A 22,425-nucleotide genomic window follows, 5' to 3' on the forward strand; every position below is an offset into this window, starting at 1 on the left:
CCCGGTATGCGCCGATGACGAAATCCTGGCCGTCGCGCCGCCGGGAGCCGCAGGCCGTGCGCAAAGGCGACGTCCGCGAACAGCAGATCCTCGATGCCGCCGAGAAGCTGCTGACGACACGGGGTTTCGTGCAGATGACGATAGCCGAGATCGCCGAGGCAGTGGGGATGACCCGCAGCGCGCTGTACTTCTACTTCGCGTCGAAGCAGGACATTCTGGTTGCTCTGGTCGCGCGGACGGTCGGGGCACTGCGGGAGGGTTCTGCTGACGTGCTGGCGCGTCCGGGTCCCGTCGCCGAGGTCATCGCGGCAGCGTTGGAGAACACCGCGCAGCAGTGGCGTGAGCACGGTGTGGTCATGCGCGCGGCTGTGGACTTCGGCTCCACCGTTCCCGAGGTCGACCGCGTGTGGACCGAGGCGGCACACGCGATCGCCGACGCGGTGGCCGCCCTGTTGGTGCGCGGCGGACTGTCGCCCGGCGACGCACCCGACCAGGCGGGCGCGGTCGCCCGCATGCTGTGCTGGATGGTGGAGCGCAGCTTCTACCAGGCGTCGCGGATCTCGGTGGAGGAGTTGGACGCCACCCGGCAGTCGTGCGAGTCGGTGTGGCTGCGCGTACTGGCCGCCGGATGACAGGCTGAGAGTTCGCTGTCAAACAGGCGGTATTGCAACAGCTTTCGTTACCATGGCTTGGTGATAACGCAGAGCCGGTGGCGAAAACCCGGAAGATGCAACATGTTCGGAGTTGGAGTACTGCTCACACTGGTGCCGCTGCAGGTGTCGACGGCGCCGCAAGCCGCCGCCACCGCGCCCGTCGGGGTCGACTCCACAGTGTTGTCGCAGCAGGTCCGCGACGGCAAGGACTACATCGTCGCCGACATCACGATCGCGCCGGGCGGGAGCACCGGGTGGCATACCCATCGCGGCGTGATCTATGGAATCGTCGAGGTCGGTGAGCTGACCCACTATTCGGCCGACTGCCGACAGGACGGGCTCTACCGGGCCGGTGACCCGATCACCGACCCCACCGGACCCGACCATGTCCACGACGCACGAAACCTGGGTACCACGCCGGTGGTGCTCGAGGTGACCTACGTCGACCCCGCCGGCGCCCCGACCTCCGACAGCGCGCCCGACCCGGGATGCGGCTTCGGGTGACGGGTCAGCCGGTGAACAACAGCACCGTCACGACGGCGAATGCGAAGCTCACCGTCGCGCCACCGAGCAGCAGCACCTCGCGGCGCGGGTCCACGGCGGCGGTCCGGATCCGGCGGGAGCGCCGATACCCCAGCGCGAGAACCACCAGCGCCAGCACCACCGCGATGGCCGCCAACAGTGTTCGCGCGTGACCCAGCGGACCGTGTTGACGGAGCAGGATCAGCGCCCCGCCGACGAGAAACCCGAATGAGCTTCGCTCCCATGACAATAGGGTGCGTTCGGCCGCCAGCCCGGGTTTCGTCGGTTCGCGCCGAGGCATCTCACTGCCCGGTCGGTGGCCAGATGACCAGCACTATCAGGACCACCACGGTGACCACGAACAGCGCGCCCCCGAGCAGGGCCGGCACCTGGGTCGGCGGCAGTTCCTCGTCGCGGCGCATCGCGGCCTGCACCTGGCGCCAGCGCCGAACGGCCAACGCGGCCAACACACCGCCGGCCGCGACCAGGGCGACGCTGAGCGCATGGCGCACGCCAGGAACACCCAGCGACGGCACGAACTGGACGACGGCGATCCCACCGGCGATCAACGCCAGCGAGGTGCGGATCCAGGCCAGGAAGGTGCGTTCGTTGGCCAACGTGAAGCGATAGTCCGGCTCTTGCTCGTCCATCGCCGATCAGCGTACGTTCTCGCGCTTCGAATTCCCGTGACCGCGACCGGTCCCCTACCGTGACTGCTGTGAACGACCCCCGGATCCGCCGAGCCACCGCCGGCGATGTGCCGGCCATCGAGCGCCTGGTGCGCGACGCGTTCGACATGTACGTGGCTCGCATCGGCAAGCCCCCGGCGCCGATGCTGACCGACTACGCCGACGCGGTCGCGACCGCACGGGTCTGGGTACTGGAGGCGGACGGCCGGATCGTCGGGGCGCTCGTCAACGAGGTCGGTGACGGCCACCTGCTGCTGGACACCGTCGCTGTCGCGCCGGGCACGCAGGGCCGCGGGTACGGGGCGCGATTGCTCGAGCGCGCCGAAGACGACGCACGCGAGCTCGGCCTGCCCGAGGTGCGGCTCTACACCCACCGTGCGATGACCGAGAACCAGACGTTCTATCCGCGCCACGGGTACCAGGAGACGGGTCGGGGCAACCAGGACGGGTACGACCGGGTTTTCTACCGCAAACGCGTCGAATTGCGCTGAGCGCGGGTCACCGGCCCCGCAGGCCGAGCGTGCGGCGCCCGGCCGCGATCAACTGCTCGCGCAGCGATGCCTCGTCGAGGTCGCCGTAGTCCGCGCCCGCGGCGGACGCGATCCCCGACATCACGAGCGCGGCTTTCACCTGCCCGCCCAGTCCGGGCGCGACTCCGGCCAACAGTGCCATCTGCCGTTCGACGACGGCGGCCCAGTCCGTTCGCGTCCGCAGCAGGGCGATGACGGCGGGATCACCGGTGAACAGCGGGATCAGCTCGCGGTTGGCGGCGGCGAGCGCGGCGTAGTCACGCAGCAGGTGATCGGCGCGGGCGTGCGGCCCGCGCCGGGTCTCGGCGGCGGCGACCATTGCGGCCACCTCGCTGATGAGCGGTTCCATCACCGCGGTGAGAAGTTCGTCGCGGGTGCGGAAGTGGTGGTAGATCGCGGACTTGGTCAGACCCAGTTCGTCGGAGATCATCTGCAACGAGGTACCGGCGACGCTGTGTTGTTTGAACAGCTCGACGGCCACGTCGATGAGTCGTCGCCGGGTCGGTCCGCCGGCCTCCGCCGGGTGGCTGCTCACGGCGCCGCCTCTCCGTGTGGGATTGCTGACATCGGTCACTCTAGCTGACCATTCGTACAGTTTTCTCCTGTACGTTTGGTCAGGAGATTCGCACGATAGAGGAGAACCGTGTCGTTTGACTTCGACCGCAGGGACCGCACGGCGTTCGACTTGTCCGGCAAGGTGGTCGTCGTGGTCGGAGCCGGGCAAAGCGCCGGACCGGGCATGGGCAACGGGCGGGCCATCTCGATCCTCGCGGCGCGCCACGGCGCGCAGGTCGTCGCGGTGGACCTGAACCCCGACGCGGTCTCCGAGACCGTCGACATGATCGCCACCGAGGGCGGCAGCGCCTACGCCGTCGAAGCGAACGTCGCCGACAAGGACGACTGTCAACGCATCTTCGACACGGCGATGGCGACGAGCGGCCGGGTGGACGGCATGGTCTACAGCGTCGCGACGAACCCGCCGTTCGACTTCGAGTCCAACTCGATGACCGTCGAGAACTTCAACTACGGCATCAACGTCAACATGCTCGGGTGTTATCACTGCAATCTCTTTGCCGCGCAATGCATGGAGAAGAACGCAGGCGACACCACCGGCAGCATCGTCAACATCTCGTCGATCGCGAGCGTCAAGAACGAGCTCGGGCTCAACATCGGCATCATGCCCTACGCGTTGGGCAAGTGCGGGTTGAACCAGATCACCGAACTGACCGCCGTGCAGTACGCGGAGATGGGCATCCGCGTCAACACGCTGATGCTCGGCCCGATCAACTCGGTGCTGGCCAATCGGGAATCCCAGTCGCTGTTCGGCCTGGATCCCGACGAGGCGACCGAACGGCACAACGAGGTCGTCAAGCTCAAGATGGGCCGCGGCACCGTGTGGGAATCCGCTTATGCCGCCGTGTATCTGCTCGCCGACGAGTCACGCTTCATGACCGGCCAGCAGATCCGCCTCGACGGCGGCGCCACCCTGGTGCGGTGACGCGAGTCAGAACCGTCAGGCGGCCACCACCCGGTCCCACACCCGGTGTCGCCCGAGCGCGTTGAGCAGATCCTGGGCCAGTGTCGCCGCATCGGAGCCGGAGAACACGCCCGGCCCGTCGGTCGGAACCGCTGCGGCGGTGGCCAGCTCAGTCCCCTCGGGCAGGACCGCGATCGCCTTGTGGTGCCGGAACGTCTCGTCGACAATCGTTTTCGCCTTGGCGTTATCCGGCGATCCCGCGATGAGGATCGCGTCGAACTCCACCGAACGGGCGGTCGCATAGGTGCGCGACACCGGGATGGTGCCGCCGTCGTGCTCCAGGGTGCCGCCGTGGGCGGCGACGACGAACGGCACGTTCTTGGCGTTGGCGATCGCCATGACGGCGGCCGCCACGCCGGCGAGGTCGGAGTCCGGGCCCGTGAGGATGCCGATCTGGCGGCCCTCCACCGGCCATTCCGCACCGACCTGAGACAACGCGGCACTGAGCACCTCGGCGTCAGCGGGGACCACGGTCGGAGTCGGCGCCTCGAGGCCCAGCCCATCGGCCACCTTCGCGCACAGGTCGGCGTCGATGTTGGCCAACGCCACCAGTTGACGCTCCTTGATGGCCTGCTCGTAGCACTTGCCGAGTTCGAAGGTGTAGGCCTCGGCGACGTGTTCCTGTTCGGCCGCGCTCAGGCTGCGGTAGAACATGGTCACCTGGCTGAAGTGGTCGTCGTAGGTGGCCGGTGCGTCGCGGCGCTTGGTGGATTCGGGCACGACGGTGGGCACCTCGATGAACGCGCCGGTGTCCGCGCCCGCGAGGAACGGGCAACCGCCGTCGAGGGAGTTCGGCTTGTACGGCGCCACGCCGGGATGCACACCGGACTGGTGGAATCCGTCGCGGAACATGTCGTTGACCGGAGCGTGCGGCCGGTTGATCGGGATGTGGCTGAAATTCGGGCCGGCCAGCCTGGTGATCTGCGTGTCGAGGTACGAGAAGAGCCGAGCGTGCAGCAGCGGGTCATCGGTGATGTCGATACCGGGCACCAGGTGGCCGGGATGAAAGGCGACCTGTTCGGTTTCGGCGAAGAAGTTCGTCACGTTGCGGTTGAGCTGGAGCGTTCCGATGACCTGCACCGGTGCCAGTTCCTCGGGCACGATCTTCGTCGGGTCGAGGAGATCGATGCCCTCGAACATCTGCTCCGGGGTGTCCGGGAACACCTGCACCCCGAGGTCCCACTCCGGGTAGACGCCCTTCTCGATCGCGTCCGCGAGGTCACGGCGGTGGAAATCCGGATCCACCCCCGCAGTGATCTGGGCTTCTTCCCAGACCTGTGAGTGCACACCGAGGCGGGGCTTCCAGTGGAACTTCACCAGCGACGTCGATCCGTCCGGCGCGGTCAGCCGGAACGTGTGCACGCCGAACCCCTCCATCATCCGGTACGACCGCGGAATTCCGCGGTCGGACATGTTCCACATGGTGTGGAACTGGGCTTCGGTGTGCAGCGACACGAAATCCCAGAAGGTGTCGTGCGCGCTCTGCGCCTGCGGGATCTCGCGGTCCGGATGTGGCTTGGCGGCGTGCACGACGTCGGGGAACTTGATGCCGTCCTGGATGAAGAACACCGGGATGTTGTTCCCGACGAGGTCGAAGGTGCCTTCCTGCGTGTAGAACTTGGTGGCGAAGCCGCGGGTGTCGCGTACCGTGTCGGCCGAGCCGCGTGAACCGAGCACCGTCGAGAAGCGGACGAAGACGTCGGTTTCCTCGCCGGACTTCAAAAACTGTGCCTTGCAGATCTTTTCGGCTGCGCCATTGCCGCGGAACACACCGTGCGCGGCGGCGCCGCGCGCGTGCACGACCCGCTCCGGGATGCGTTCGTGGTCGAAGTGGGTGATCTTTTCGCGAAGGTGGTGGTCCTGCAGCAGGGTCGGCCCGCGCTCGCCGGCCTTCAGGGAGTGGTCGGTGTCGTAGAGCCTCGCGCCCTGTGCGGTGGTGAGGTACGCACCTTGCTGTCCACGAGCGGTCACTGGTCCCTCGGCAGGAGCACCCGTCGCGGTGCGCAGTTCAGGCGCGACCTGATCGGCCTTCGGCGGCAGTGGGTCGCGCGGAGCCGTCGGCTCATCGATCGACGGCGCCTCCGGCCCGGGCGCACCGGGGATGTAGGACGGATTGTGTTGTTCGGCCTGGCCCTCGCGCTTGAGCTCTTCGTTGCCGATCAGCGTGCCGGCCGCCTCCTTGGCCTTGCCCTTGGCCTCCTCGACGATGCCCTTGACGGCTTCCTTGGGTGCGCGGTCATCCGCCATCGATCTCTCCCTATCGCGACTGTGTCGGTGCCGATAACCGTCATCGACGGCAGGCCTGCTCGCGACGGCGGGTTTCCCATCCGGAGCCGCTTGAAACGTTTCCGACGCATCTGTGGCGCCGAAGACCGCTACCGCGGCAGCCCACGGCAGTAGCGTGGTGCGCACCGAGCAACGGAGGTCGCCATGCCCTATGACGTCATCATTCGCGATGGCCTGTGGTTCGACGGAACAGGCGCGGCACCCCAGGTGCGCACGCTGGGCATCCGCGACGGCGTGGTCGCGACCGTCTCCACCGGACCGCTCGACACGACCGGCTGCCCCGACGTCGTCGACGCCGGCGGCAAATGGGTGGTCCCCGGGTTCATCGACGTGCGCACCCACTACGACGCCGAGATCCTGCTCGACCCGGGACTGCGCGAATCGGTGCGGCACGGCGTGACCACGGTGCTGCTCGGCATGTGCTCGCTGTCGACGGTGTACGCCGACACCGAGGACGCCGCCGACTTGTTCAGCCGCGTCGAGGCGGTGCCGCGCCACTACGTCCTGGGCGCACTACAGTCGCACAAGACGTGGTCGGGCCCGCGCGAGTACATCGAGGCCATCGACGCACTGCCGCTGGGCCCGAACATCGCGTCACTACTGGGACATTCGGATCTACGGGCATCGGTGCTCGGCCTCGACCGCGCTACCACCCCCGGTGTGACACCGACCGACTCAGAACTCGAAGAGATGGCCGACAAGCTCGACGAGGCATTGACCGCGGGCATGCTCGGCATGTCGGGCATGGATGCGGCGATCGACAAGCTCGACGGGGACCGGTTCCGTTCGCGCGCACTGCCGTCGACGTTCGCGACGTGGCGGGAACGCCGGCGGCTCATCAAGGTGCTGCGTGCCCGCGGCCGCATCCTGCAGAGCGCGCCCAACGTCGCCAAGTCACACGAGACGCTGAATTTCTTCCTGCAGAGCAGCGGCCTGTTCGGCCGCCGCCGCGGCGTGCGGATGAGCCTGCTGGTCTCGGCCGACGCGAAATCCTCGCCCGGCGCAGCGCAGGTGATCGGGTTCGGCACCCGGCTGTTGAACAAGGTCCTCGACGCCGAGGTGCGCTTCCAGCATCTGCCGGTGCCGTTCGTGCTGTATTCGGACGGCATCGACCTGCCGGTGTTGGAGGAGTTCGGCGCAGGCACCGCCGCGCTGCATCTGCGTGATCAGCTCGAACGCAACACGCTGCTCGCCGACCCCGAGTACCGCCGCCGGTTCCGCCGCTCGTTCGACCGCCGCAAGCTCGGACCGACGTTGTGGCATCGCGACTTTCACGACGCCACGATCGTCGAATGCCCGGACGAGAGTTTGGTCGGCAAGAGCTTCGGGCAGATCGCCGACGAGCGGGGCAGCCATCCGCTGGACGCGTTCCTCGACGTGCTCGTCGACAACGGTGAACGCAACGTCCGCTGGACGACGATCGTCGCCAACCACCGGCCCGAGGTGCTCGACAAACTGGCCCGCGATCCGGCCGTGCACATGGGCTTCTCCGATGCCGGTGCGCACCTGCGCAACATGGCGTTCTACAACTATCCGCTGCGCCTGCTCAAACGTGTCCGCGACGCACAGTCGGCCGGGCGCCCCTTCCTCACCACCGAGCGGGCGGTGCACCGGCTGACCGCCGAGGTCGCCGACTGGTTCGGGGTGAACGCGGGCACCCTGCGGCAGGGCGACCGAGCCGACTTCGTGGTGATCGACCCCGCGGGCCTCAATGCCGACGTCGACGCGTACCGCGAGGAGGCGGTGCCGTTCTACGGCGGATTGAGCCGCATGGTCAACCGCAACGACGACGCGGTCGTGGCGACCGGGGTCAACGGTGAGATCGTGTTCCGCAGCGGAACGTTCCGCGACGGCTACGGCGACACCGTGCGGTCGGGCCGATACCTGCGCGCTCAGGACGACGCAGGAGCCGACTCGTCCTCCTCTCGCAGCAGCGTGCGCACCGACGTCCGCGTCCCGTAGGGCCGCAGCATCCGACTGGCCGGCCGCGGCCGCACGTTGAGCGGCCACCAGAACCACCGCCCCAGCAGCGCCGCGATCGACGGTGTCATGAACGAGCGCACGATCAACGTGTCGAACAACAGACCAAGGCCGATCGTGGTGCCGATCTGCCCCAGCACGATCAGATCGCTGAAGACGAACGACGACATCGTCGCCGCGAACACCAGCCCCGCCGCGGTCACCACCCCGCCGGTGCCTGCCATGGCGCGGATGATGCCGGTGTTCAAGCCGGCGCCGACCTCCTCCTTGAACCGCGATATCAGCAGCAGGTTGTAGTCGGCGCCGACCGCGAGCAGCAGGATGACCGCCAACGCCAGCACGATCCAGTACAGCGGTATCCCGAAGATGTACTGCCACACCAGAACCGACAGCCCGAACGACGCACCCAGCGACAGCGCCACCGTGCCCACGATGACGACGGCAGCGACCAAGCTGCGGGTGATGAACATCATGATCAGCAGGATCAGCGCCATCGCGGCCAGCGCCACGATCAGCAGGTCGTACTTGGCCCCGTCCTGGATGTCCTTGTAGGTCGAGGCCGTGCCCGCCACGTAGATCTTGGCGTCGGACAACGGGGTGGCCTTGATCGCGTCGAACGCCGCGTCCTTGATCGCGTCGATGTGTGAGATCCCCGCCGGGGTGGCCGGCTTTCCGTCGTGGGTGATGATCATCCGGGCGGCTTTGCCGTCGGGTGACAGGAACAGTTTCAGGCCGCGCTTGAAGTCCGGATTGTCGAAGGCTTCCGGCGGCAGATAGAACGAGTCGTCGTTCTTGGCGGCGTCGAACGCCTGCCCCATCGCGGTCGAATTACGCAGCGCCTCATCACTTTGCGCGTTGGTGCCGGTCGTGGTGGCGTAGTTGGACAGGATGAGGTCGCGGTTGCGCTCCTGGATCGCGATCTGCGGCGGCAACAGCGCCAGCAGCTGCGGTTGCAGCGCGTCGAGCTTGTCCAGGCTCGCGGTGATGCTGCCGAATTGTTCGGCGAGCTGGCTGATTCCGTCGAGCGAGTCGAACACCGACCTGAGCGCCGAGCACATCGGGATGTCGAAACAGTGTGGTTCCCAGTAGAAGTAGTTGCGCAGCGGCCGGAACTGGTCGTCGAAGTTGGCGAGCTTGTCGCGGAGGTCGTTGACGATGGTGACCGTGTCGTGGAACGCCTGGGTCTGCTCATGGGTGGCGTCGGCACTGGCCTGCTGCAGCGTCACCTGCTGGCGGAGGATGTCGACGGTGTTGCTGATCTCGTTGGCCTGTTTGAGCAGATCGGCTCCGCGCGCCTGTTGGTAGCTCAGGTTCATGATCTGGCTGGCGCTCTGAGCGCTGATCTGAAACGGGATGGAGCTGTGGCTGATCGGCGTGCCCAGTGGCCGGGTGATCGACTGGACGAGGTTGATGCCCTTGGTGTGCAACACGCTTTTCGCGATGCGTTCGAGGATCAGCATGTCGGCGGGATTGCGCAGGTCGTGGTCGGCCTCGACCATCAGCAGTTCCGGGTTGAGCCGCGCCTCGGAGAAGTGGCGCTCGGCGGCGGCGTAACCGGTGACCGCGGGCGCCGAATCCGGAAGATAGGGCCTGGCGTCGTAACTGGTCTTGTAGCCGGGCAGCGCGACCAGGCCGACCAGCGCCAGCAGGAGCGAGACAGCCAGGATCGGCCCGGGCCACCGCACGATCGCGGTACCGATGCGGCGCCAACCGCGGGTGTTCGTCTTGCGTTTGGACTCCATCAGTCCGAACCGCGTCGCGATGAGCAGCACCGCGGGCCCCAGCGTCAGCGCCGCGGCCAGCGTCACGAGGACCCCGATCGCGGCCGGGATGCCCAGCGTCTGGAAGTAGGGCAGCCGGGTGAAGGACAGACACGCCACCGCGCCGGCGATGGTCAACCCCGACCCGACGATCACGTGCACGGTGCCGCGGAACATGTCGTGGTAGGCGGCGACGCGGTCCATCCCCTTGTGGCGCGCCTCGTGGTACCGGCCGACGACGAAGATCGCGTAGTCGGTGCCCGCCGCGATCGCCAGCAGCGTCAGCAGGTTCGTCGCGTAGGTGGTCAGGCCGATGAGCCCGTTGTCCGCAAGCATCGACACCACACCGCGCGCCGCCGACAGTTCAACGAAGACCATGACCAGCACGATCAGCGTGGAGACGATCGAGCGATAGACGATCAGCAGCATCACCGCGATCACCAGAAACGTGATGGCGGTGACCTTTTCGGTGCCTTCGCTGCCGACTTCGAAGTTGTCCGTGATCAACGGGGCGGCGCCGGTCACGTAGACCTTGAGCCCGGGCGGGGGCGGCGTGTTGTCGACGATCTCACGCACGGCATCGACGGACTCGTTGGCCAGCGCCTCGCCCTGATTGCCTGCGAGGTACAGCTGGACCAGCGCGGCCTTGCCGTCCTTGCTCTGCGAACCGCCCGCGGTCAGCGGGTCTCCCCAGAAGTCCTGGATGTGCTCGACGTGCTTGGTGTCTGCGGCCAGCCGGCGCACCAGCCCGTCGTAGTACTCGTGCGCCTCGGCGCCGAGGGGCTGGTCGCTTTCCAGCACGATCATGGCCGCGCTGTCGGAATCGTACTCGTCGAAGACCTGCCCGATGTGGCGCATCGCCATGATCGACGGCGAGTCGGCCGCGTTCTGCGACACGGACCGTTCGGCGCCGACGATCTCGAGCTGCGGGGCAGCGATGTTGGTGATCGCGGCGACGGCGAGCCACAGCAGCAGGATGGGCAGGGCAAGGCGACGGATGAGGCGCGCGGGCCGGGAGCCCTCGACCGCCGCGTCGGCGCGGTGCTCGCTCATGCGGTCTTGTCCAGGCACGAAATGTATCCGTTCAAGTTGTCGGTGGACCTTTCGTCCTTGACCACCCCGTTGACGGTGATGCGGCAGCCGATCGTGGCACCGTCACCCTGTGCGCGCAGGTCGGCGAACAGGGTCGGTTCGTCGGTGGTCAGTTCGTGCGACCACGGCAGCGGCACGTCGTCGACCCGCTGCGGTTGGGCGTCGGCATCGAGGTAGTTGATGGTGGCGACGGAGCCGGGGGTCCCGAAGACCTCGAACAGCACGTGCTTGGGATTGAACCCGGTGTTCTCCAGCGCCTCCGAACCGGTCCGCGACACCACGTTGTTCGAGCCGAAGATGCCGTGCAGCCGGTGGATGCTGAAGCCGACGATCGCCACCACGATGATCGCGACGATGGCGGTCCATCTCCGCCGCACCAGCTTGCCTACCGAGAAACCGCTCACCCGAGGCCCTTTCGCTCTCCGACCGACGGCTCCGGCCCTTGGAGAAATGCCCGCTCCACGCATGTGGAGACCAACAGGGAACGGTACGGTACCGTACTGCCCGTCGCAACCGCTACGTTGGTGGCGTTCGTCGAAGTGGGAGGAGGACCCGTGGCCGGATCGGGCAGCGATGTGCCGGCACGATCGCGGTGGTCCGCGCGGGAAGCCGAGTTGCTGGCGATCACCCTGCAGCTACTGCAGCAACACGGCTACGACCGCCTGACGGTGGAAGCCGTTGCGACACAGGCGAAGGCCAGCAAAGCCACCGTGTACCGGCGCTGGCCGTCGAAGGCGGACCTGGTGTTGGCGGCGTTCATCGAGGGCACGCGCCTGACCGTCGTCCCGCCGAACACCGGCTCCCTGCGCGGCGACCTGCTGGCGCTAGGCACGCAGGTGTGCCGGCAGGCGTGCGAACACGGCAGCACCATGCGAGCCGTGCTCAACGAAATGTCACACAATCCCGGGCTCAAAGAGGCGCTGCAGAACGAGTTCGTCCATCAGCGCAGGCTGGTTATCGACCAGGTCCTCGCAGACGCCGTGGCACGCGGGGAGGCCGATCCCGCCAAGTTCAACGACGAGATCTACGACCTGCTGCCCGGGTACCTCGTGTTCCGCTCCCTGCTGTCGGCGCGGGAGCCGACCGACGAGACCGTCCGCATCCTGGTCGACGAGGTCCTGCTACCCATCCTGCGGTGACCACCGTCGTCAGCCGCGCAGGTAGGTCAGCACGGCGAGCACGCGGCGGTGTTGTTCGTCGTCGCGCGGCAGCATCAGCTTGGTGAAGATGTTGCCGATGTGCTTCTCGACCGTGCCGTCGCTGACCACCAGGGTCCGGGCGATCTTCGTGTTCGAATGGCCCTCGGCCATCAGCGCGAGCACTTCCCGCTCGCGCTCGGTCATCTGCCGCAACGGATCGTCCCGGCGGCGGCGCACCAGCAGTTGCGCGACGACCTCGCGGTCGAGCACCGTGCCGCCCGCCGCCACCCGGACCGCCGCGTCGAGGAACTCGTCGATCGCGCTCACCCGGTCTTTCAGCAGATAGCCGACGGCGCCGGACGCGTCGGCGAGCAGGTCGTCGGCGTAGGAGACCTCGACGTACTGGGAGAGGATCAGCACCGGTGAACCCGGGACCAGGCGGCGCGCCTCGACCGCGGCGCGCAGCCCCTCGTCGGTGTGCGACGGCGGCATCCGCACGTCGACCACCGACAGGTCCGGCCGGTGCTGCTCGACGGCGCGCACCAGCGATGGGCCGTCGGCCACCGCGGCCACCACCTCGTGGCCGTTCTCGGAGAGCAGCCGAATCAGGCCCTCCCGCAACAGTACTGAGTCGTCGGCCACCACCACTTTCAGCACGGCATCTCCACCCCGATGGTTGTGGGCCCGCCCGGCGGACTGCTCACCGTCAGCCTTCCGCCGGTCGCCCGCGCCCGGTCGGCCAGGCCGGACAGGCCGTGGCCCTTCGCGACGTGGGCGCCGCCGCGCCCGTCGTCGACGATCTCGGTGCGCACGCGACCGGGTCCGTGCGCGACGGTGACCCAGCAGTTCGCCGCATCGCTGTGCTTGGCGACATTGGTCAGTGCCTCGGCGACCGCGAAGTACACCGCGGTCTCGACCGCCGCGTCGAGTCGGCCCTCGGGCGAGCCGAGGTCGGGATCGACGACGAGTTCGACCGGCACCGTACACCGAACAGCCAGCGCCGCAAGCGCACTGGGCAGTCCGCGGTCGGTCAGCACTGGCGGCGCGATACCCCGCGACAGCGCCCGTAGTTCGTCGAGGGTCTCCTGGGTCTGGTTGAGCGCCTCGTCGAGCGCCCCGCGCAGCGCGTCGGGATCGCGGTCGACGTGCCGGCGGGCGCGGCTCAGATCCATCGCGAGCCGGATGAGCCGCTGCTGCGGACCGTCGTGGATATCGCGTTCCAGCCGGCGCAACGCGGTGGCCTCGGCAGAGGCCGCGGCCGCCTTCTGTTCGGTCAGCACCGTGATCGTCTCGCGCATCTGCGCGACCCCCGTCAGCAGCAACCTGCTGAAGTACGCCGAGAACGCCGCGCACCCGCGCGCTACGACGGGAAGCGTGATCAGGCAGACCACGCCGATGGCGGTCTGCAGCCCGATGCGCGCGACGGCGCCGTCGCCGAGCCCGACCAACTCGGCGAGCGAACGGTTCTCGGGGCCCCGCGGGATCGCCCAGTCCCAGGCGATGGTCAGCGTGCCGCCGATCGCCGCGGCCCACCAACTGACGACGATGCAGAACGTCGTCACGGCGATCGGGAAGTACAAGACGGCGTGCAGGACGTCGAGCCAGAACTGAAACTGACCGAGCGGCAGGATGGTTCGCTTCCACCAACCGGCGTTCTCACCGGCGGTTCGGTACACGGGCCGGGTCACCGGTCGGCGGAGGACGGGGGCGATCCGCATGCGTTCGATGTCGGCGAAGAAGCGCGCGACCAGCAGCGTGCCGGCGAGGATGGGCACGCCGATGACGACCACCAGCGTGCCGAGCCCCGCCGACACACCCGTCACCACCAGGCTGAAACTCAAGGTGGCCAGCGGGAGGCCGAGCAGCAGGTAACCGGTGTCGGACACGAGCCGGTGAAGCAGGCTGGGCTGCGCAACGGCGGGCAACGCGCTGGCAGTGCTCATGCTCTCGACGCTAGGCATCCGCCGACATCGCTCCCATCCAGTGCGCCCGTGTCTTCAGGGTAGGGCTGTCCCTACCTTCGCGGGCCGTGATGTGGTTTCGTCGGCACCGTGACCACGCATCAGCCGAGCCCCGCTGTCGAGCGCCGGACGCTGACCAAGGTCACCCGCCGGTTGATCCCGTTCCTCGTCCTGCTCTATTTCGTCAACTACCTCGACCGGGTCAACATCGCGTTCGCCGGACCCAACGGCATGAACGAGGAGCTCGGGATGAGCGCCGAACTGTTCGGGTTCGCGTCGGGCATCTTCTTCCTCGGTTACCTGTTGTTGGAGGTGCCCAGCAACATCGCCCTGCACCGCTTCGGCGGACGGCGCTGGCTGGCGCGGATCATGATGAGCTGGGGAATCATCAGCGCCGCAATCGCATTCGTGCCCAACGCCGAGACGCTGATCGTGTTGCGGTTCCTGCTCGGCGTCGCCGAGGCCGGGTTCTTCCCCGGCATCATCCTGTATCTCACCTTCTGGTTCCCCGAGAAGCAGCGGTCGCGGGCCATTTCACTGTTCATGATGGCGGTACCGGTGTCGACGGCCGTGGGGTCGACGATCTCGTCGCTGATCATCGAATGGGGTCACGGGGTGTTCGGGCTGGCCGGCTGGCGGTTCATGTTCCTCGTCGAGGGTCTGCCCGCCGTCGTGCTCGCGGTCGTCTGCTGGTTCTACCTCACCGACCGTCCCGGCCTGGCGCCATGGCTCGATGATGACGAAAAGCGTTGGCTGCAGGCGACGTTGGATGATGAGCGGGCGGCCGCCGAGAGTGCCGGGCACTGGCCGCTGAAGCGGGCCCTGCTGCATCCGCGGATCCTCGCGCTGGCGTTCATCTACTTCGGCATCACCTACGGGCTCTACGCCGTCGGGTTCTTCCTGCCCACCATCGTCGCGGGCTTCCAGCAGGAGTAAGGAGTGCACCTCGACGTGATCGAACGCGGCCTGGTGACCGCGGTGCCCTACCTCGTGGCCGCCGTCGTGATGGTGCCGTGGGCGCGGCACTCCGACCGGACCGGCGAACGGGTCTGGCACGTCGCGATTCCGGCGATCGCCGGTGGCATCGCGATCCCCGCGGCGCTCTACATGACCAACGTGTACCTCGCGATGCTGGCGGTCACCGTGTGCACGTGTGCGGTCATGTGCGCCCTGCCGGTGTTCTGGTCGCTGCCGTCGGCGTTCCTCACCGGGGCGGCCGCGGCCGGCGGCATCGCGCTGATCAACTCGCTGGGCAACCTCAGCGGCTTCGGCGGCCCCTACATCACCGGTTGGCTGACCGACCTGACCGGCAGCAGCAAGGTCGCGCTGTGGGTGGTGGGAGCGCTGTCGCTGGCGGCGGCGGTCCTGGTCGTCGTGCTGGGCAGAACTCAGCCCCGGGCCGCCAGCGCCGACTCGAAGAAGCCCAACTCCAACCGCATCGCGCGCCGATAGGCCGTCCGCACGGCAGGGCTGTCACCGCCATGCTGGTCGAGCAGTTTCTCGAGCACGGCGGCCACCTCCTCGAAGCCGGGGTCGGCGTAGGTCTGCACCCACTCGGCGTACGGTCCAGCGCTCGCGGCGTCCAGCGTCGTCCCGATGTGCGCGTACAACCGCATGCACGGTGTCATCGCGGCGCACACCACTCCCAGGTCTGCAGTGGCGGCGGTGGCCAACAGGAACTCGGTGTAGGCCAGCGTCGCCGCTGCGGGCTCGACGCCACCCATGTCGATACCCCACGACGCGGCATAGGACGCGTGCAGTCTCAGTTCGTCGCGCACGCCGCCGAGCAACTCCGCGAGCGCCAGCAGCGTGGCCGTGTCGCCGCTGCGGGCGATCGCCAAACCATATGCGCGGGCGAAGGATTCGAGGAAGAACGCGTCCTGGGCGATGTAGCCGGCGAACAGGTCGCGGTCCAGCGAGCCGTCGCCGATGCCCCGGACGAACGGGTGGGCCAGCACGTCGGCCACCACGTCGGCGTTGTCGGTCCACAGCTGAGCTGCCAGCGTCATGCCCGCACTCTAGCCGCGGCCGGTTCGGCGGGTGGCTGCCCGCCCGGGTGGGTACCCGGTAGCCCATGGCAGACAAGGAACCCCGCGCCGACGAGTCCGATGACCGACCCGCGGTGGTCATCTTCGCCCCGTTACCCGTCCTCACCGTGACCGTCGAGGAGCGCTCCGGGGCAGCCGACATCCACGTCCACGCCGGCGGTCAGGGCGTCTGGCAGTCGCGCATGATGTCCTCACTCGGCGTGCCGGTCGTACTGTGCTCGGCGCTCGGCGGAGAGACCGGCGATGTCCTGGGGCACCTGCTGCCGATCCGCGACGTCACCGTGCGCACCGTGCCGGTCAGCGCGCGCAACGGCTCCTACGTACACGACCGCCGCTCGGGCGACCGGGAGGTCATCGCCGAGGCCGCCGGTAGCCCGCTGGACCGCCACGAACTCGACTCGTTGTACGAGCTCACGCTGACCGAGGGGCTGACGCACGGCCGAGTCCTGCTGTCCGGCCCCCAGGAAGACGATGTGGTGCCCGCCGACCTCTACCGCCGGCTGTCGACCGACCTCGCCGCCAACGGCTGCAAGGTCGCCGCCGACCTCGCGGGCGAGCGGCTGGAAGCGGTACTGGCGGGCAAGCCGGACCTGATCAAGGTCAGCCACGAGGAACTGCTCGACGACGGCCGGGCGAAATCGGAGGACGCCAAGGACCTCGTCTCGGCCATGCGCTCGATCCGCAAGGACGGCGCGAACACGGTCGTGGTGTCGCGGGCCGGTTCCGCGCCGGCGCTGGCCTTGCTCGCCGACAGCGACGATGTCGTCGAGATCTGCATGCCGACATTGGAACCCGCCGACTCGGCGGGCGCCGGAGACTCGATGACGGCGGGCATCGTCGCCGCACTGGCGGGCGGTCGCCCACTGCCCGAGGCGTTGCAGGTCGGCGCGGCGTGCGGCGCTCTCAACGTGGTGCGGCACGGGCTGGGTACCGGCGGGGCGCGGGCCGTCGAGACGCTCGCCGAACGGGTCGAACTGCACGCGTGGAAATGAAGGAGGGCGTTCCGTGCCGCTCGCACTGGTGACCAATGACGACGGAATCGACGCTGCCGGCCTGCACGCGCTGGCGGCCGCGGCGCTGGAGGCGGGGCTGGATGTGATCGTGGCTGCGCCGGCCGAGCAGGCCAGCGGGGCGAGCGCGGCGCTCAGCGCGGTCCGCCGCGACGGCCGCACGGTCATCGATCGCCGGGAGTTACCCGGCCTCGACGTTCCGGCGTGGGCGGTGCAAGCCCAGCCCGGGCACATCGTCGCCGCCGCACTCAACGGCTGGTTCGACCCGCGTCCTGACCTGGTGCTGTCGGGAATCAACCACGGCGCCAACGTCGGTCGGGCCATCCTGCACTCCGGCACGGTCGGCGCGGCGCTCACCGCCAAGATCAGCGACACCCGCGCGCTGGCCGTCTCGCTCGCCGTCGACCTGCACCCGACCGGCGTGCGGCATTGGAAGACCGCCGCCGGTCTGGTCGCGCCGGTGCTGGAGTTGCTGTTCGACGCACCCGACGGGACCGTGCTGTCGCTCAACGTTCCGGACCGGCCCGCCGCGGAGGTGGGTCCGCTGCGCCACGCGCGGCTCGCCCCCGGCGGAGCGGTGCAGACGCGGGTCGAGGAGGTCGGTGACGGCGGGGTGCGGCTGAGTGAGGTCGAGGTGCCCGACATGCCCGAGCCGGATACCGACAGCGCCCTGCTCGACGCCGGTCACCCGACGCTGACGGAGTTGCGGTCGGTCGAGGCGGACGACGGCGAGCTCGTGCAGAAGTGGCTCGCGGGCCGCGATTGAGGGCACTTCAGGTTCGTCGAAGAGCACGACTCGAGGGGCTGTGGCGCACGTGGTAGCGCGCCGCACTGGCAGTGTGGGGGTCAGGGGTGCAAAGACTGAAAACCTCACCGGCGCATGCCTCTGCCCCGGAGACTCTTCCGGTGTCTCCGGGTGAGAGGTTTCGGGCCGGCGGTCAGGCCGCTTCGCCGTCTGGTGGTGACGGTCCGCCGTGGTGGTCGGCGGGGCCAGCCCGGGTGGTCGTTTCGGTGTCGATCGGCGTTGTTGCTTCGGCATCGTCGGGTGGGCGTAGGAGGAGTTCGGGGCGGTGGTGGTAGTTGAGGCGGGCTTGGCCGGTGTCCAGTCGGGGCGGGGGATGCCATTCGACGTCGTGGCGCTCGCTCATGCGGGTGGTCCAGCCGTTGTCGTCGTCGACGGCGCGGTTATCGGCCCCGCAGGCCAGCCCGAGGTCATCAACGTTGGTGTTGCCGCCGTCGGCCCAGTCGCGGCTGACGTGATGGACCTGGCAGCCGTAAGCCCCGACGGTGCAGCCCGGTTTGGTACAGCCGCCGTCGCGGGCGATAAGCATGATCCGCTGCGCCGGCGAAGCGACGCGCCGAGCCCTGAACAGCTCGAGTGCACTGCCGGTGGCGCGGTCGAACACCGCCAGATAGTGATTGGCGTGCGCGGCCATGCGCACCACGTCACGGATGGGGACCACGGTGCCCCCGCCGGTGGTGCCCACCCCGGCGCGGGATTCCAGGTCTTGCAAGGTGGTGCGGATGATCACCGAGACCGGCAGCCCGTTGAGCTGACCCAGATCGCCACTCATCAGCGCAATGCGCCCGATCGCGATCATCGCATCATGCTGGCGCTGGGCCAGGCTGCGGTGATCGTTGTCGATCTGGGCCTGCGTCGGCGTCCCCGACACACACGGTTCATCATCGTCGGGGTTGCACATCCCGGGGGCGGCGTACTTGGCGAACAGCACTTCCCAGATCGCCCACGCCTCCGGGGTCAGCCTGGCCCGCAGCTCGATCATCCCGTCCTCGCCCTGTTTGGACTTGGTCACCGCCCGCTTGCGGGCCCGTTCGGTGTCATCGGGTTCGGGGCCGTCCTGATCCATCAGGAATAGCTTCAGATCCGCGCTGTCTTGCAGTTCTTTGGGCCCAGCCGCGGCCGCGGTGCGCACCAGGTCCAGTTCGAACCGCTCGCGGGTCGCGTTGTCGACGAACCCGGGCAGCTTGTTCATCGATTTGCGGATGACCTCGACATGCTCGCCGGTGATCAACCCGTGCGCCTGAGCGGCCGCGGTCGCCGGTAGCAGCGGTGGCAGCGCCGGACCCGTCACCGCTTGGCGCGGAGCCAACAACGTGGCCTCGGTCAGGCGCCGGTTTGCCTCACTGGTCGATATCCGCCACCGCACACTCAAGACCTGCCTCCAGGACTTGGCGCCCATCTGCTGCGGCGTGGTCTCGGTCTGCAACCGCGCCAACACCCGATGCCCCACAGCGGGCAGCCGACAGCCCTGGGTTTCCAGAGCGTCGAGGACCTCCACCAACTCAGGGGCGGTGGACAAGTCAAAATCGCAAGCGAGCAGGTCATCGACAGCAGCACGCAATGCCGCCACCGCCGCCTGCACCTGACCCTCTGACATATTTCGAACATACATTCGAACACCGACAAGTCCGGAATGGCCGGCAGATGCGGTCGACTCCGTCAGCAGGGCACGTCGACAAGCACCGCGTCGATGATCGCCGCTGCCGTGCGGGCGGCCTGCTCGCCGTCGCCGGCGGCGATGTGATCGATCAGCACACCGTGATCGACGACGTGCACCGCCGCCTCGTGCCCGGTCGCGACGCTGGCCGTGATCGCCTCCATCAGGCCCCGGTACAACTCGGTGAGCGTGGCGTTGTGCGAGCTGCGGACGACGGCGAGGTGGAATTCGGCGTCCGCGCGGGCGAATTCGTCGGCGTCCGCGCTCCGGCAGTTGTCGCGACGCGCCAGCAGTGCCCGCAGTGCGGCGAGGTCGTCGTCGGTGCGGCGCGCCGCGGCGGCACGCGCTCCTTCGACCTCGAGGGCGCGCCGGACCTGCAGCACGTCGCGCCACTCGGCGCCGCACAGCCGGCGCAGCGCACCCGACACCTCGCTGGTGGCCCGCACGTAGGTGCCGTCGCCTTGCCGCACCTCGAGGATCCCGGCGTGCGCGAGGGCGCGGACCGCTTCGCGCACCGTGTTGCGGCCGACGCCGAGCGACTCCACGAGGACGGTCTCGTTGGGGATGCGCCGGCCGACGGGCCACTCACCGGAGGCCACCGAGGTCCGGATCTGCTCGATGACCTGATCGACGAGACCCGAGCGGCGCGCGGTGACCAATGGCACAGAGACGTCCTTTCAACCAATCATGGGATGTATGGCAGATTAGCAAGGTGGCAGTCGGTCAGCAGGATGAACAAGCGGTGTCGACGGCGCCGCTGACCCGCGTCGCCGGGGGCGCGCTGCTCGCGGCCGCCGTCGTGCTGACCGCCCTGAACCTGCGGCCCGCGGTCACCAGCGTGGCGCCGCTGCTCGGCGAGATGCGCACCGACCTCGGGGTGTCGGCGACGTGGGCGGGCGTGCTCACCACCCTGCCCACGCTGTGCTTCGCGGCCGCCGGGCTCACCGCACCCCGGCTGGCCGCACGCCTCGGCCTCGGGCGCACCATCTCGATCGCGTTGGCGGTGATCACGGTCGGACTGCTCGGGCGGATCATCGACGGCCCGCATGTGGTGACCGCCGCGACGCTGGTCGCGTGCGCGGGCATCGCACTGGCCAACGTGTTGATCCCGGTCGTGATCAAGCAGTCGTTTCCGGCCCGGATCGGGCTAATGACGGGCATCTACACCGCGGCGCTGCAGAGCGGTGGCGCGCTGGGCTCGGCCCTGACCCCCGGCCTCGAGGGCCCGCTCGGGGGATGGCGGGGGGCGCTGGCCGCCTGGGCGGTGGTGTCGCTCATCGCGCTGATCGCGTGGCTGCCGACGTCGCGGCGGCACGGCCCACACTGGGCGGCGAACACCACGCCGATCAGCGGCAGGCGTTCGCTGCTGCGCAACCGGCTGGCGTGGACGGTGACGTTGTTCTTCGGGTGCCAGTCGATGATGGCCTACATCGTGATGGGTTGGCTGCCCCAGGTGTTCATCGACAACGGGGTCGGCAAGACGCAGGCGGGCCTGCTGGTCGGTCTGACGTCGCTGATCGGCGTGCCCATCGCGTTGGTGGTCGCTCCGTTGGCCGCCCGCAGCCGCGGCCAGAGCGGGTGGATCGTCGGGCTGGGCGTCGTGGGTCTGATCGGCACCGTCGGGCTGACCGTCGCGCCCGCGGCGCAACCGGTGTTGTGGAGCGTGCTGATCGGTATCGGTATGGGCGTGTTCGCCCTTGCGCTGGCGGTGATCGCGCTGCGCGCCCGCGACGCCGAGGACACCGCTCAACTGTCCGGGATGGCGCAGGGGTTCGGCTATCTGATCGCGGGGGTCGGCCCGTTCCTGTTCGGCCTGCTGCACGACGTCACCCACGGCTGGACGGTGCCGTGGACGATGTTCCTGGCCGTCTACGTCCTCCAGATCCTTCTCGGCGCCCAGGCCGGCCGCGCCCGGTACGTCTGAGCTGGAAGCCTCCACCTCTCAGCAGTGAGGAAACCGGTCGTATCCGGCCGGATGTCCGTTCCCGCAGGATCCGTTCTCAGAAGCGCACATCCGCTGGAAAGGACTCCTCATGAGCGAACAACCGAAAGTCGCCATCATCACCGGCGCGTCCCGCGGGATCGGCGCAGCACTGATCCCCGCGTACCGCAAACTGGGTTTCGCCGTCGTCGCGGCGGCGAGATCGATTGATGATCAACATGATCCAGAACTTCTCACCGTCTCGGCCGATGTGTCGGTACCCGGCGACGGCGCACGCATCGTGGACGCGGCGCTGCAGCGCTTCGGCCGGGTCGACACGGTGGTCAACAACGCCGGCATCTTCGTGGCCAAACCCTTCACCGAGTACACCGATGACGACTACGACGCCGTCACCGGGGTGAACCTGAGGGGCTTCTTCGACGTGTCCCGCAGCGCGGTCGCCGCCATGACCCAACAGGGCGGCGGCCACCTGGTCACCGTCTCGACCAGCCTCGTCGACCATGCCAACTCCGCCGTACCGTCGGCGCTGGCGTCGCTGACCAAAGGTGGCCTCAACGCTGTCACCAAGGCGTTGGCCATCGAGTACGCCGACCGCGGGATCCGCGCCAACGCGGTATCTCTCGGGGTGATCCGCACACCCATGCATCCCCCGTCCACCCACGCCGCCCTGGCCCGGTTGCATCCGCTGGGCCGGATGGGCGACATCGACGACGTCGTGGAGGCCATCATGTATCTCGAGCAGGCGCCGTTCGTCACCGGCGAGATCCTGCACGTCGACGGCGGACAGAGCGCGGGCCACTGATGACCGGAGGAGCAG

21 protein-coding genes and 1 pseudogene are annotated in these 22,425 nt (G+C 68.4%); 11 read left to right on the forward strand and 11 right to left on the reverse strand.

What is annotated here, in order from left to right:
* Window positions 1–14 precede the first annotated feature (14 nt).
* Window positions 15–632: a TetR/AcrR family transcriptional regulator gene (locus tag BLW81_RS05620; protein WP_083406358.1), complete on the forward strand. Its 618-nt coding sequence runs from the start codon at window positions 15–17 to the stop codon at window positions 630–632.
* Between the two features lie 102 nt (window positions 633–734).
* On the forward strand, window positions 735–1,157 hold the full coding sequence (locus BLW81_RS05625) for a cupin domain-containing protein (RefSeq protein WP_083406359.1): 423 nt from the start codon (window positions 735–737) through the stop codon (window positions 1,155–1,157).
* Between the two features lie 4 nt (window positions 1,158–1,161).
* On the opposite strand, the gene BLW81_RS05630 is transcribed toward BLW81_RS05625, so the two are convergent.
* Together BLW81_RS05630 and BLW81_RS05635 are read right to left on the reverse strand one after the other, a co-directional pair.
* Complete coding sequence (locus tag BLW81_RS05630) at window positions 1,162–1,476, reverse strand: DUF202 domain-containing protein (protein ID WP_083406360.1); 315 nt, start codon at window positions 1,474–1,476, stop codon at window positions 1,162–1,164.
* Window position 1,477: 1 nt separating this feature from the next.
* Window positions 1,478–1,825 carry a YidH family protein gene (locus BLW81_RS05635; protein ID WP_083406361.1) on the reverse strand — a complete coding sequence of 116 codons (348 nt, stop codon included), beginning with the start codon at window positions 1,823–1,825 and terminating at the stop codon, window positions 1,478–1,480.
* Window positions 1,826–1,893: 68 nt separating this feature from the next.
* Here BLW81_RS05635 and BLW81_RS05640 point away from each other — a divergent pair, with 68 nt between their 5' ends.
* Window positions 1,894–2,355, forward strand: a complete 462-nt coding sequence (locus tag BLW81_RS05640; RefSeq protein WP_083406362.1) for a GNAT family N-acetyltransferase — start codon at window positions 1,894–1,896, stop codon at window positions 2,353–2,355.
* Window positions 2,356–2,362: 7 nt separating this feature from the next.
* On the opposite strand, the gene BLW81_RS05645 is transcribed toward BLW81_RS05640, so the two are convergent.
* Window positions 2,363–2,929 (reverse strand): TetR/AcrR family transcriptional regulator, encoded by a 567-nt coding sequence (locus BLW81_RS05645; protein WP_083406363.1) that lies wholly within the window; start codon window positions 2,927–2,929, stop codon window positions 2,363–2,365.
* Between the two features lie 108 nt (window positions 2,930–3,037).
* Here BLW81_RS05645 and BLW81_RS05650 point away from each other — a divergent pair, with 108 nt between their 5' ends.
* Window positions 3,038–3,892 (forward strand): SDR family NAD(P)-dependent oxidoreductase, encoded by an 855-nt coding sequence (locus tag BLW81_RS05650; RefSeq protein WP_083406364.1) that lies wholly within the window; start codon window positions 3,038–3,040, stop codon window positions 3,890–3,892.
* Window positions 3,893–3,907: 15 nt separating this feature from the next.
* On the opposite strand, the gene BLW81_RS05655 is transcribed toward BLW81_RS05650, so the two are convergent.
* Window positions 3,908–6,178 carry a catalase gene (locus BLW81_RS05655; RefSeq protein WP_083406365.1) on the reverse strand — a complete coding sequence of 757 codons (2,271 nt, stop codon included), beginning with the start codon at window positions 6,176–6,178 and terminating at the stop codon, window positions 3,908–3,910.
* 183 nt (window positions 6,179–6,361) lie between these two features.
* On the opposite strand from BLW81_RS05655, the gene BLW81_RS05660 reads away from it, so the two are divergent.
* The gene (locus BLW81_RS05660) at window positions 6,362–8,179 is read left to right on the forward strand and encodes an N-acyl-D-amino-acid deacylase family protein (RefSeq protein WP_083406366.1); all 1,818 of its coding nucleotides are present in this window, start codon (window positions 6,362–6,364) and stop codon (window positions 8,177–8,179) included.
* Here BLW81_RS05660 and BLW81_RS05665 read toward each other — a convergent pair.
* Both BLW81_RS05665 and BLW81_RS05670 read right to left on the reverse strand, forming a co-directional pair.
* Window positions 8,110–11,010: an MMPL/RND family transporter gene (locus tag BLW81_RS05665; RefSeq protein WP_083406367.1), complete on the reverse strand. Its 2,901-nt coding sequence runs from the start codon at window positions 11,008–11,010 to the stop codon at window positions 8,110–8,112. The genes BLW81_RS05660 and BLW81_RS05665 overlap by 70 nt on opposite strands.
* A complete protein-coding gene (locus BLW81_RS05670) occupies window positions 11,007–11,453 on the reverse strand; it encodes an MmpS family transport accessory protein (RefSeq protein WP_157897600.1) in 447 nt (148 codons plus the stop codon). Before BLW81_RS05670 ends, BLW81_RS05665 begins: the two co-directional genes overlap by 4 nt.
* A gap of 150 nt (window positions 11,454–11,603) precedes the next feature.
* On the opposite strand from BLW81_RS05670, the gene BLW81_RS05675 reads away from it, so the two are divergent.
* On the forward strand, window positions 11,604–12,188 hold the full coding sequence (locus tag BLW81_RS05675) for a TetR/AcrR family transcriptional regulator (RefSeq protein WP_083406369.1): 585 nt from the start codon (window positions 11,604–11,606) through the stop codon (window positions 12,186–12,188).
* Window positions 12,189–12,197: 9 nt separating this feature from the next.
* On the opposite strand, the gene BLW81_RS05680 is transcribed toward BLW81_RS05675, so the two are convergent.
* Both BLW81_RS05680 and BLW81_RS05685 read right to left on the reverse strand, forming a co-directional pair.
* Window positions 12,198–12,842, reverse strand: coding sequence for a response regulator transcription factor (locus BLW81_RS05680; RefSeq protein WP_083410351.1), 645 nt, complete (start codon window positions 12,840–12,842; stop codon window positions 12,198–12,200).
* A complete protein-coding gene (locus BLW81_RS05685) occupies window positions 12,839–14,131 on the reverse strand; it encodes a sensor histidine kinase (protein ID WP_083406370.1) in 1,293 nt (430 codons plus the stop codon). Before BLW81_RS05685 ends, BLW81_RS05680 begins: the two co-directional genes overlap by 4 nt.
* A gap of 108 nt (window positions 14,132–14,239) precedes the next feature.
* Here BLW81_RS05685 and BLW81_RS05690 point away from each other — a divergent pair.
* Window positions 14,240–15,601, forward strand: a pseudogene (locus BLW81_RS05690) (MFS transporter).
* On the opposite strand, the gene BLW81_RS05695 reads toward BLW81_RS05690, so the two are convergent.
* On the reverse strand, window positions 15,538–16,158 hold the full coding sequence (locus tag BLW81_RS05695) for a TenA family protein (RefSeq protein ID WP_083406371.1): 621 nt from the start codon (window positions 16,156–16,158) through the stop codon (window positions 15,538–15,540). The pseudogene BLW81_RS05690 and the gene BLW81_RS05695 sit on opposite strands and share 64 nt — an antisense overlap.
* Window positions 16,159–16,223: 65 nt before the next feature.
* Here BLW81_RS05695 and BLW81_RS05700 point away from each other — a divergent pair, with 65 nt between their 5' ends.
* Together BLW81_RS05700 and surE are read left to right on the forward strand one after the other, a co-directional pair.
* Window positions 16,224–17,189 carry a 1-phosphofructokinase family hexose kinase gene (locus tag BLW81_RS05700; protein ID WP_083406372.1) on the forward strand — a complete coding sequence of 322 codons (966 nt, stop codon included), beginning with the start codon at window positions 16,224–16,226 and terminating at the stop codon, window positions 17,187–17,189.
* A gap of 13 nt (window positions 17,190–17,202) precedes the next feature.
* Window positions 17,203–17,973 (forward strand): 5'/3'-nucleotidase SurE, encoded by a 771-nt coding sequence (gene surE, locus BLW81_RS05705; RefSeq protein WP_083406373.1) that lies wholly within the window; start codon window positions 17,203–17,205, stop codon window positions 17,971–17,973.
* A 172-nt stretch (window positions 17,974–18,145) separates the two neighbouring features.
* Here surE and BLW81_RS05710 read toward each other — a convergent pair whose 3' ends face one another.
* Together BLW81_RS05710 and BLW81_RS05715 are read right to left on the reverse strand one after the other, a co-directional pair.
* On the reverse strand, window positions 18,146–19,621 hold the full coding sequence (locus BLW81_RS05710) for an HNH endonuclease signature motif containing protein (protein ID WP_083406374.1): 1,476 nt from the start codon (window positions 19,619–19,621) through the stop codon (window positions 18,146–18,148).
* Window positions 19,622–19,668: 47 nt separating this feature from the next.
* The gene (locus BLW81_RS05715; protein WP_083410352.1) at window positions 19,669–20,331 is read right to left on the reverse strand and encodes a FadR/GntR family transcriptional regulator; all 663 of its coding nucleotides are present in this window, start codon (window positions 20,329–20,331) and stop codon (window positions 19,669–19,671) included.
* A gap of 47 nt (window positions 20,332–20,378) precedes the next feature.
* Between BLW81_RS05715 and BLW81_RS05720 the strand changes: the two genes are divergently transcribed.
* Window positions 20,379–21,590, forward strand: a complete 1,212-nt coding sequence (locus BLW81_RS05720; protein ID WP_235632194.1) for a CynX/NimT family MFS transporter — start codon at window positions 20,379–20,381, stop codon at window positions 21,588–21,590.
* Window positions 21,591–21,699: 109 nt separating this feature from the next.
* Window positions 21,700–22,410: an SDR family NAD(P)-dependent oxidoreductase gene (locus BLW81_RS05725; protein WP_083406376.1), complete on the forward strand. Its 711-nt coding sequence runs from the start codon at window positions 21,700–21,702 to the stop codon at window positions 22,408–22,410.
* Window positions 22,411–22,425 lie beyond the last annotated feature (15 nt).

The organism is Mycolicibacterium rutilum (assembly GCF_900108565.1).
Classification (GTDB): Bacteria; Actinomycetota; Actinomycetes; order Mycobacteriales; family Mycobacteriaceae; genus Mycobacterium; species Mycobacterium rutilum.

Coding starts and splice junctions, on each gene's coding strand:
- BLW81_RS05695 (WP_083406371.1), bottom strand. CDS start 16,158: ATGACGCTGGCAGCTCAGCTGTGGACCGACAACGCCGACGTGGTGGCC.
- BLW81_RS05660 (WP_083406366.1), top strand. CDS start 6,362: ATGCCCTATGACGTCATCATTCGCGATGGCCTGTGGTTCGACGGAACA.
- BLW81_RS05625 (WP_083406359.1), top strand. CDS start 735: ATGTTCGGAGTTGGAGTACTGCTCACACTGGTGCCGCTGCAGGTGTCG.
- BLW81_RS05620 (WP_083406358.1), top strand. CDS start 15: ATGACGAAATCCTGGCCGTCGCGCCGCCGGGAGCCGCAGGCCGTGCGC.
- BLW81_RS05665 (WP_083406367.1), bottom strand. CDS start 11,010: ATGAGCGAGCACCGCGCCGACGCGGCGGTCGAGGGCTCCCGGCCCGCG.
- BLW81_RS05700 (WP_083406372.1), top strand. CDS start 16,224: ATGGCAGACAAGGAACCCCGCGCCGACGAGTCCGATGACCGACCCGCG.
- BLW81_RS05635 (WP_083406361.1), bottom strand. CDS start 1,825: ATGGACGAGCAAGAGCCGGACTATCGCTTCACGTTGGCCAACGAACGC.
- BLW81_RS05725 (WP_083406376.1), top strand. CDS start 21,700: ATGAGCGAACAACCGAAAGTCGCCATCATCACCGGCGCGTCCCGCGGG.
- BLW81_RS05710 (WP_083406374.1), bottom strand. CDS start 19,621: ATGTATGTTCGAAATATGTCAGAGGGTCAGGTGCAGGCGGCGGTGGCG.
- BLW81_RS05685 (WP_083406370.1), bottom strand. CDS start 14,131: ATGAGCACTGCCAGCGCGTTGCCCGCCGTTGCGCAGCCCAGCCTGCTT.
- BLW81_RS05655 (WP_083406365.1), bottom strand. CDS start 6,178: ATGGCGGATGACCGCGCACCCAAGGAAGCCGTCAAGGGCATCGTCGAG.
- BLW81_RS05630 (WP_083406360.1), bottom strand. CDS start 1,476: ATGCCTCGGCGCGAACCGACGAAACCCGGGCTGGCGGCCGAACGCACC.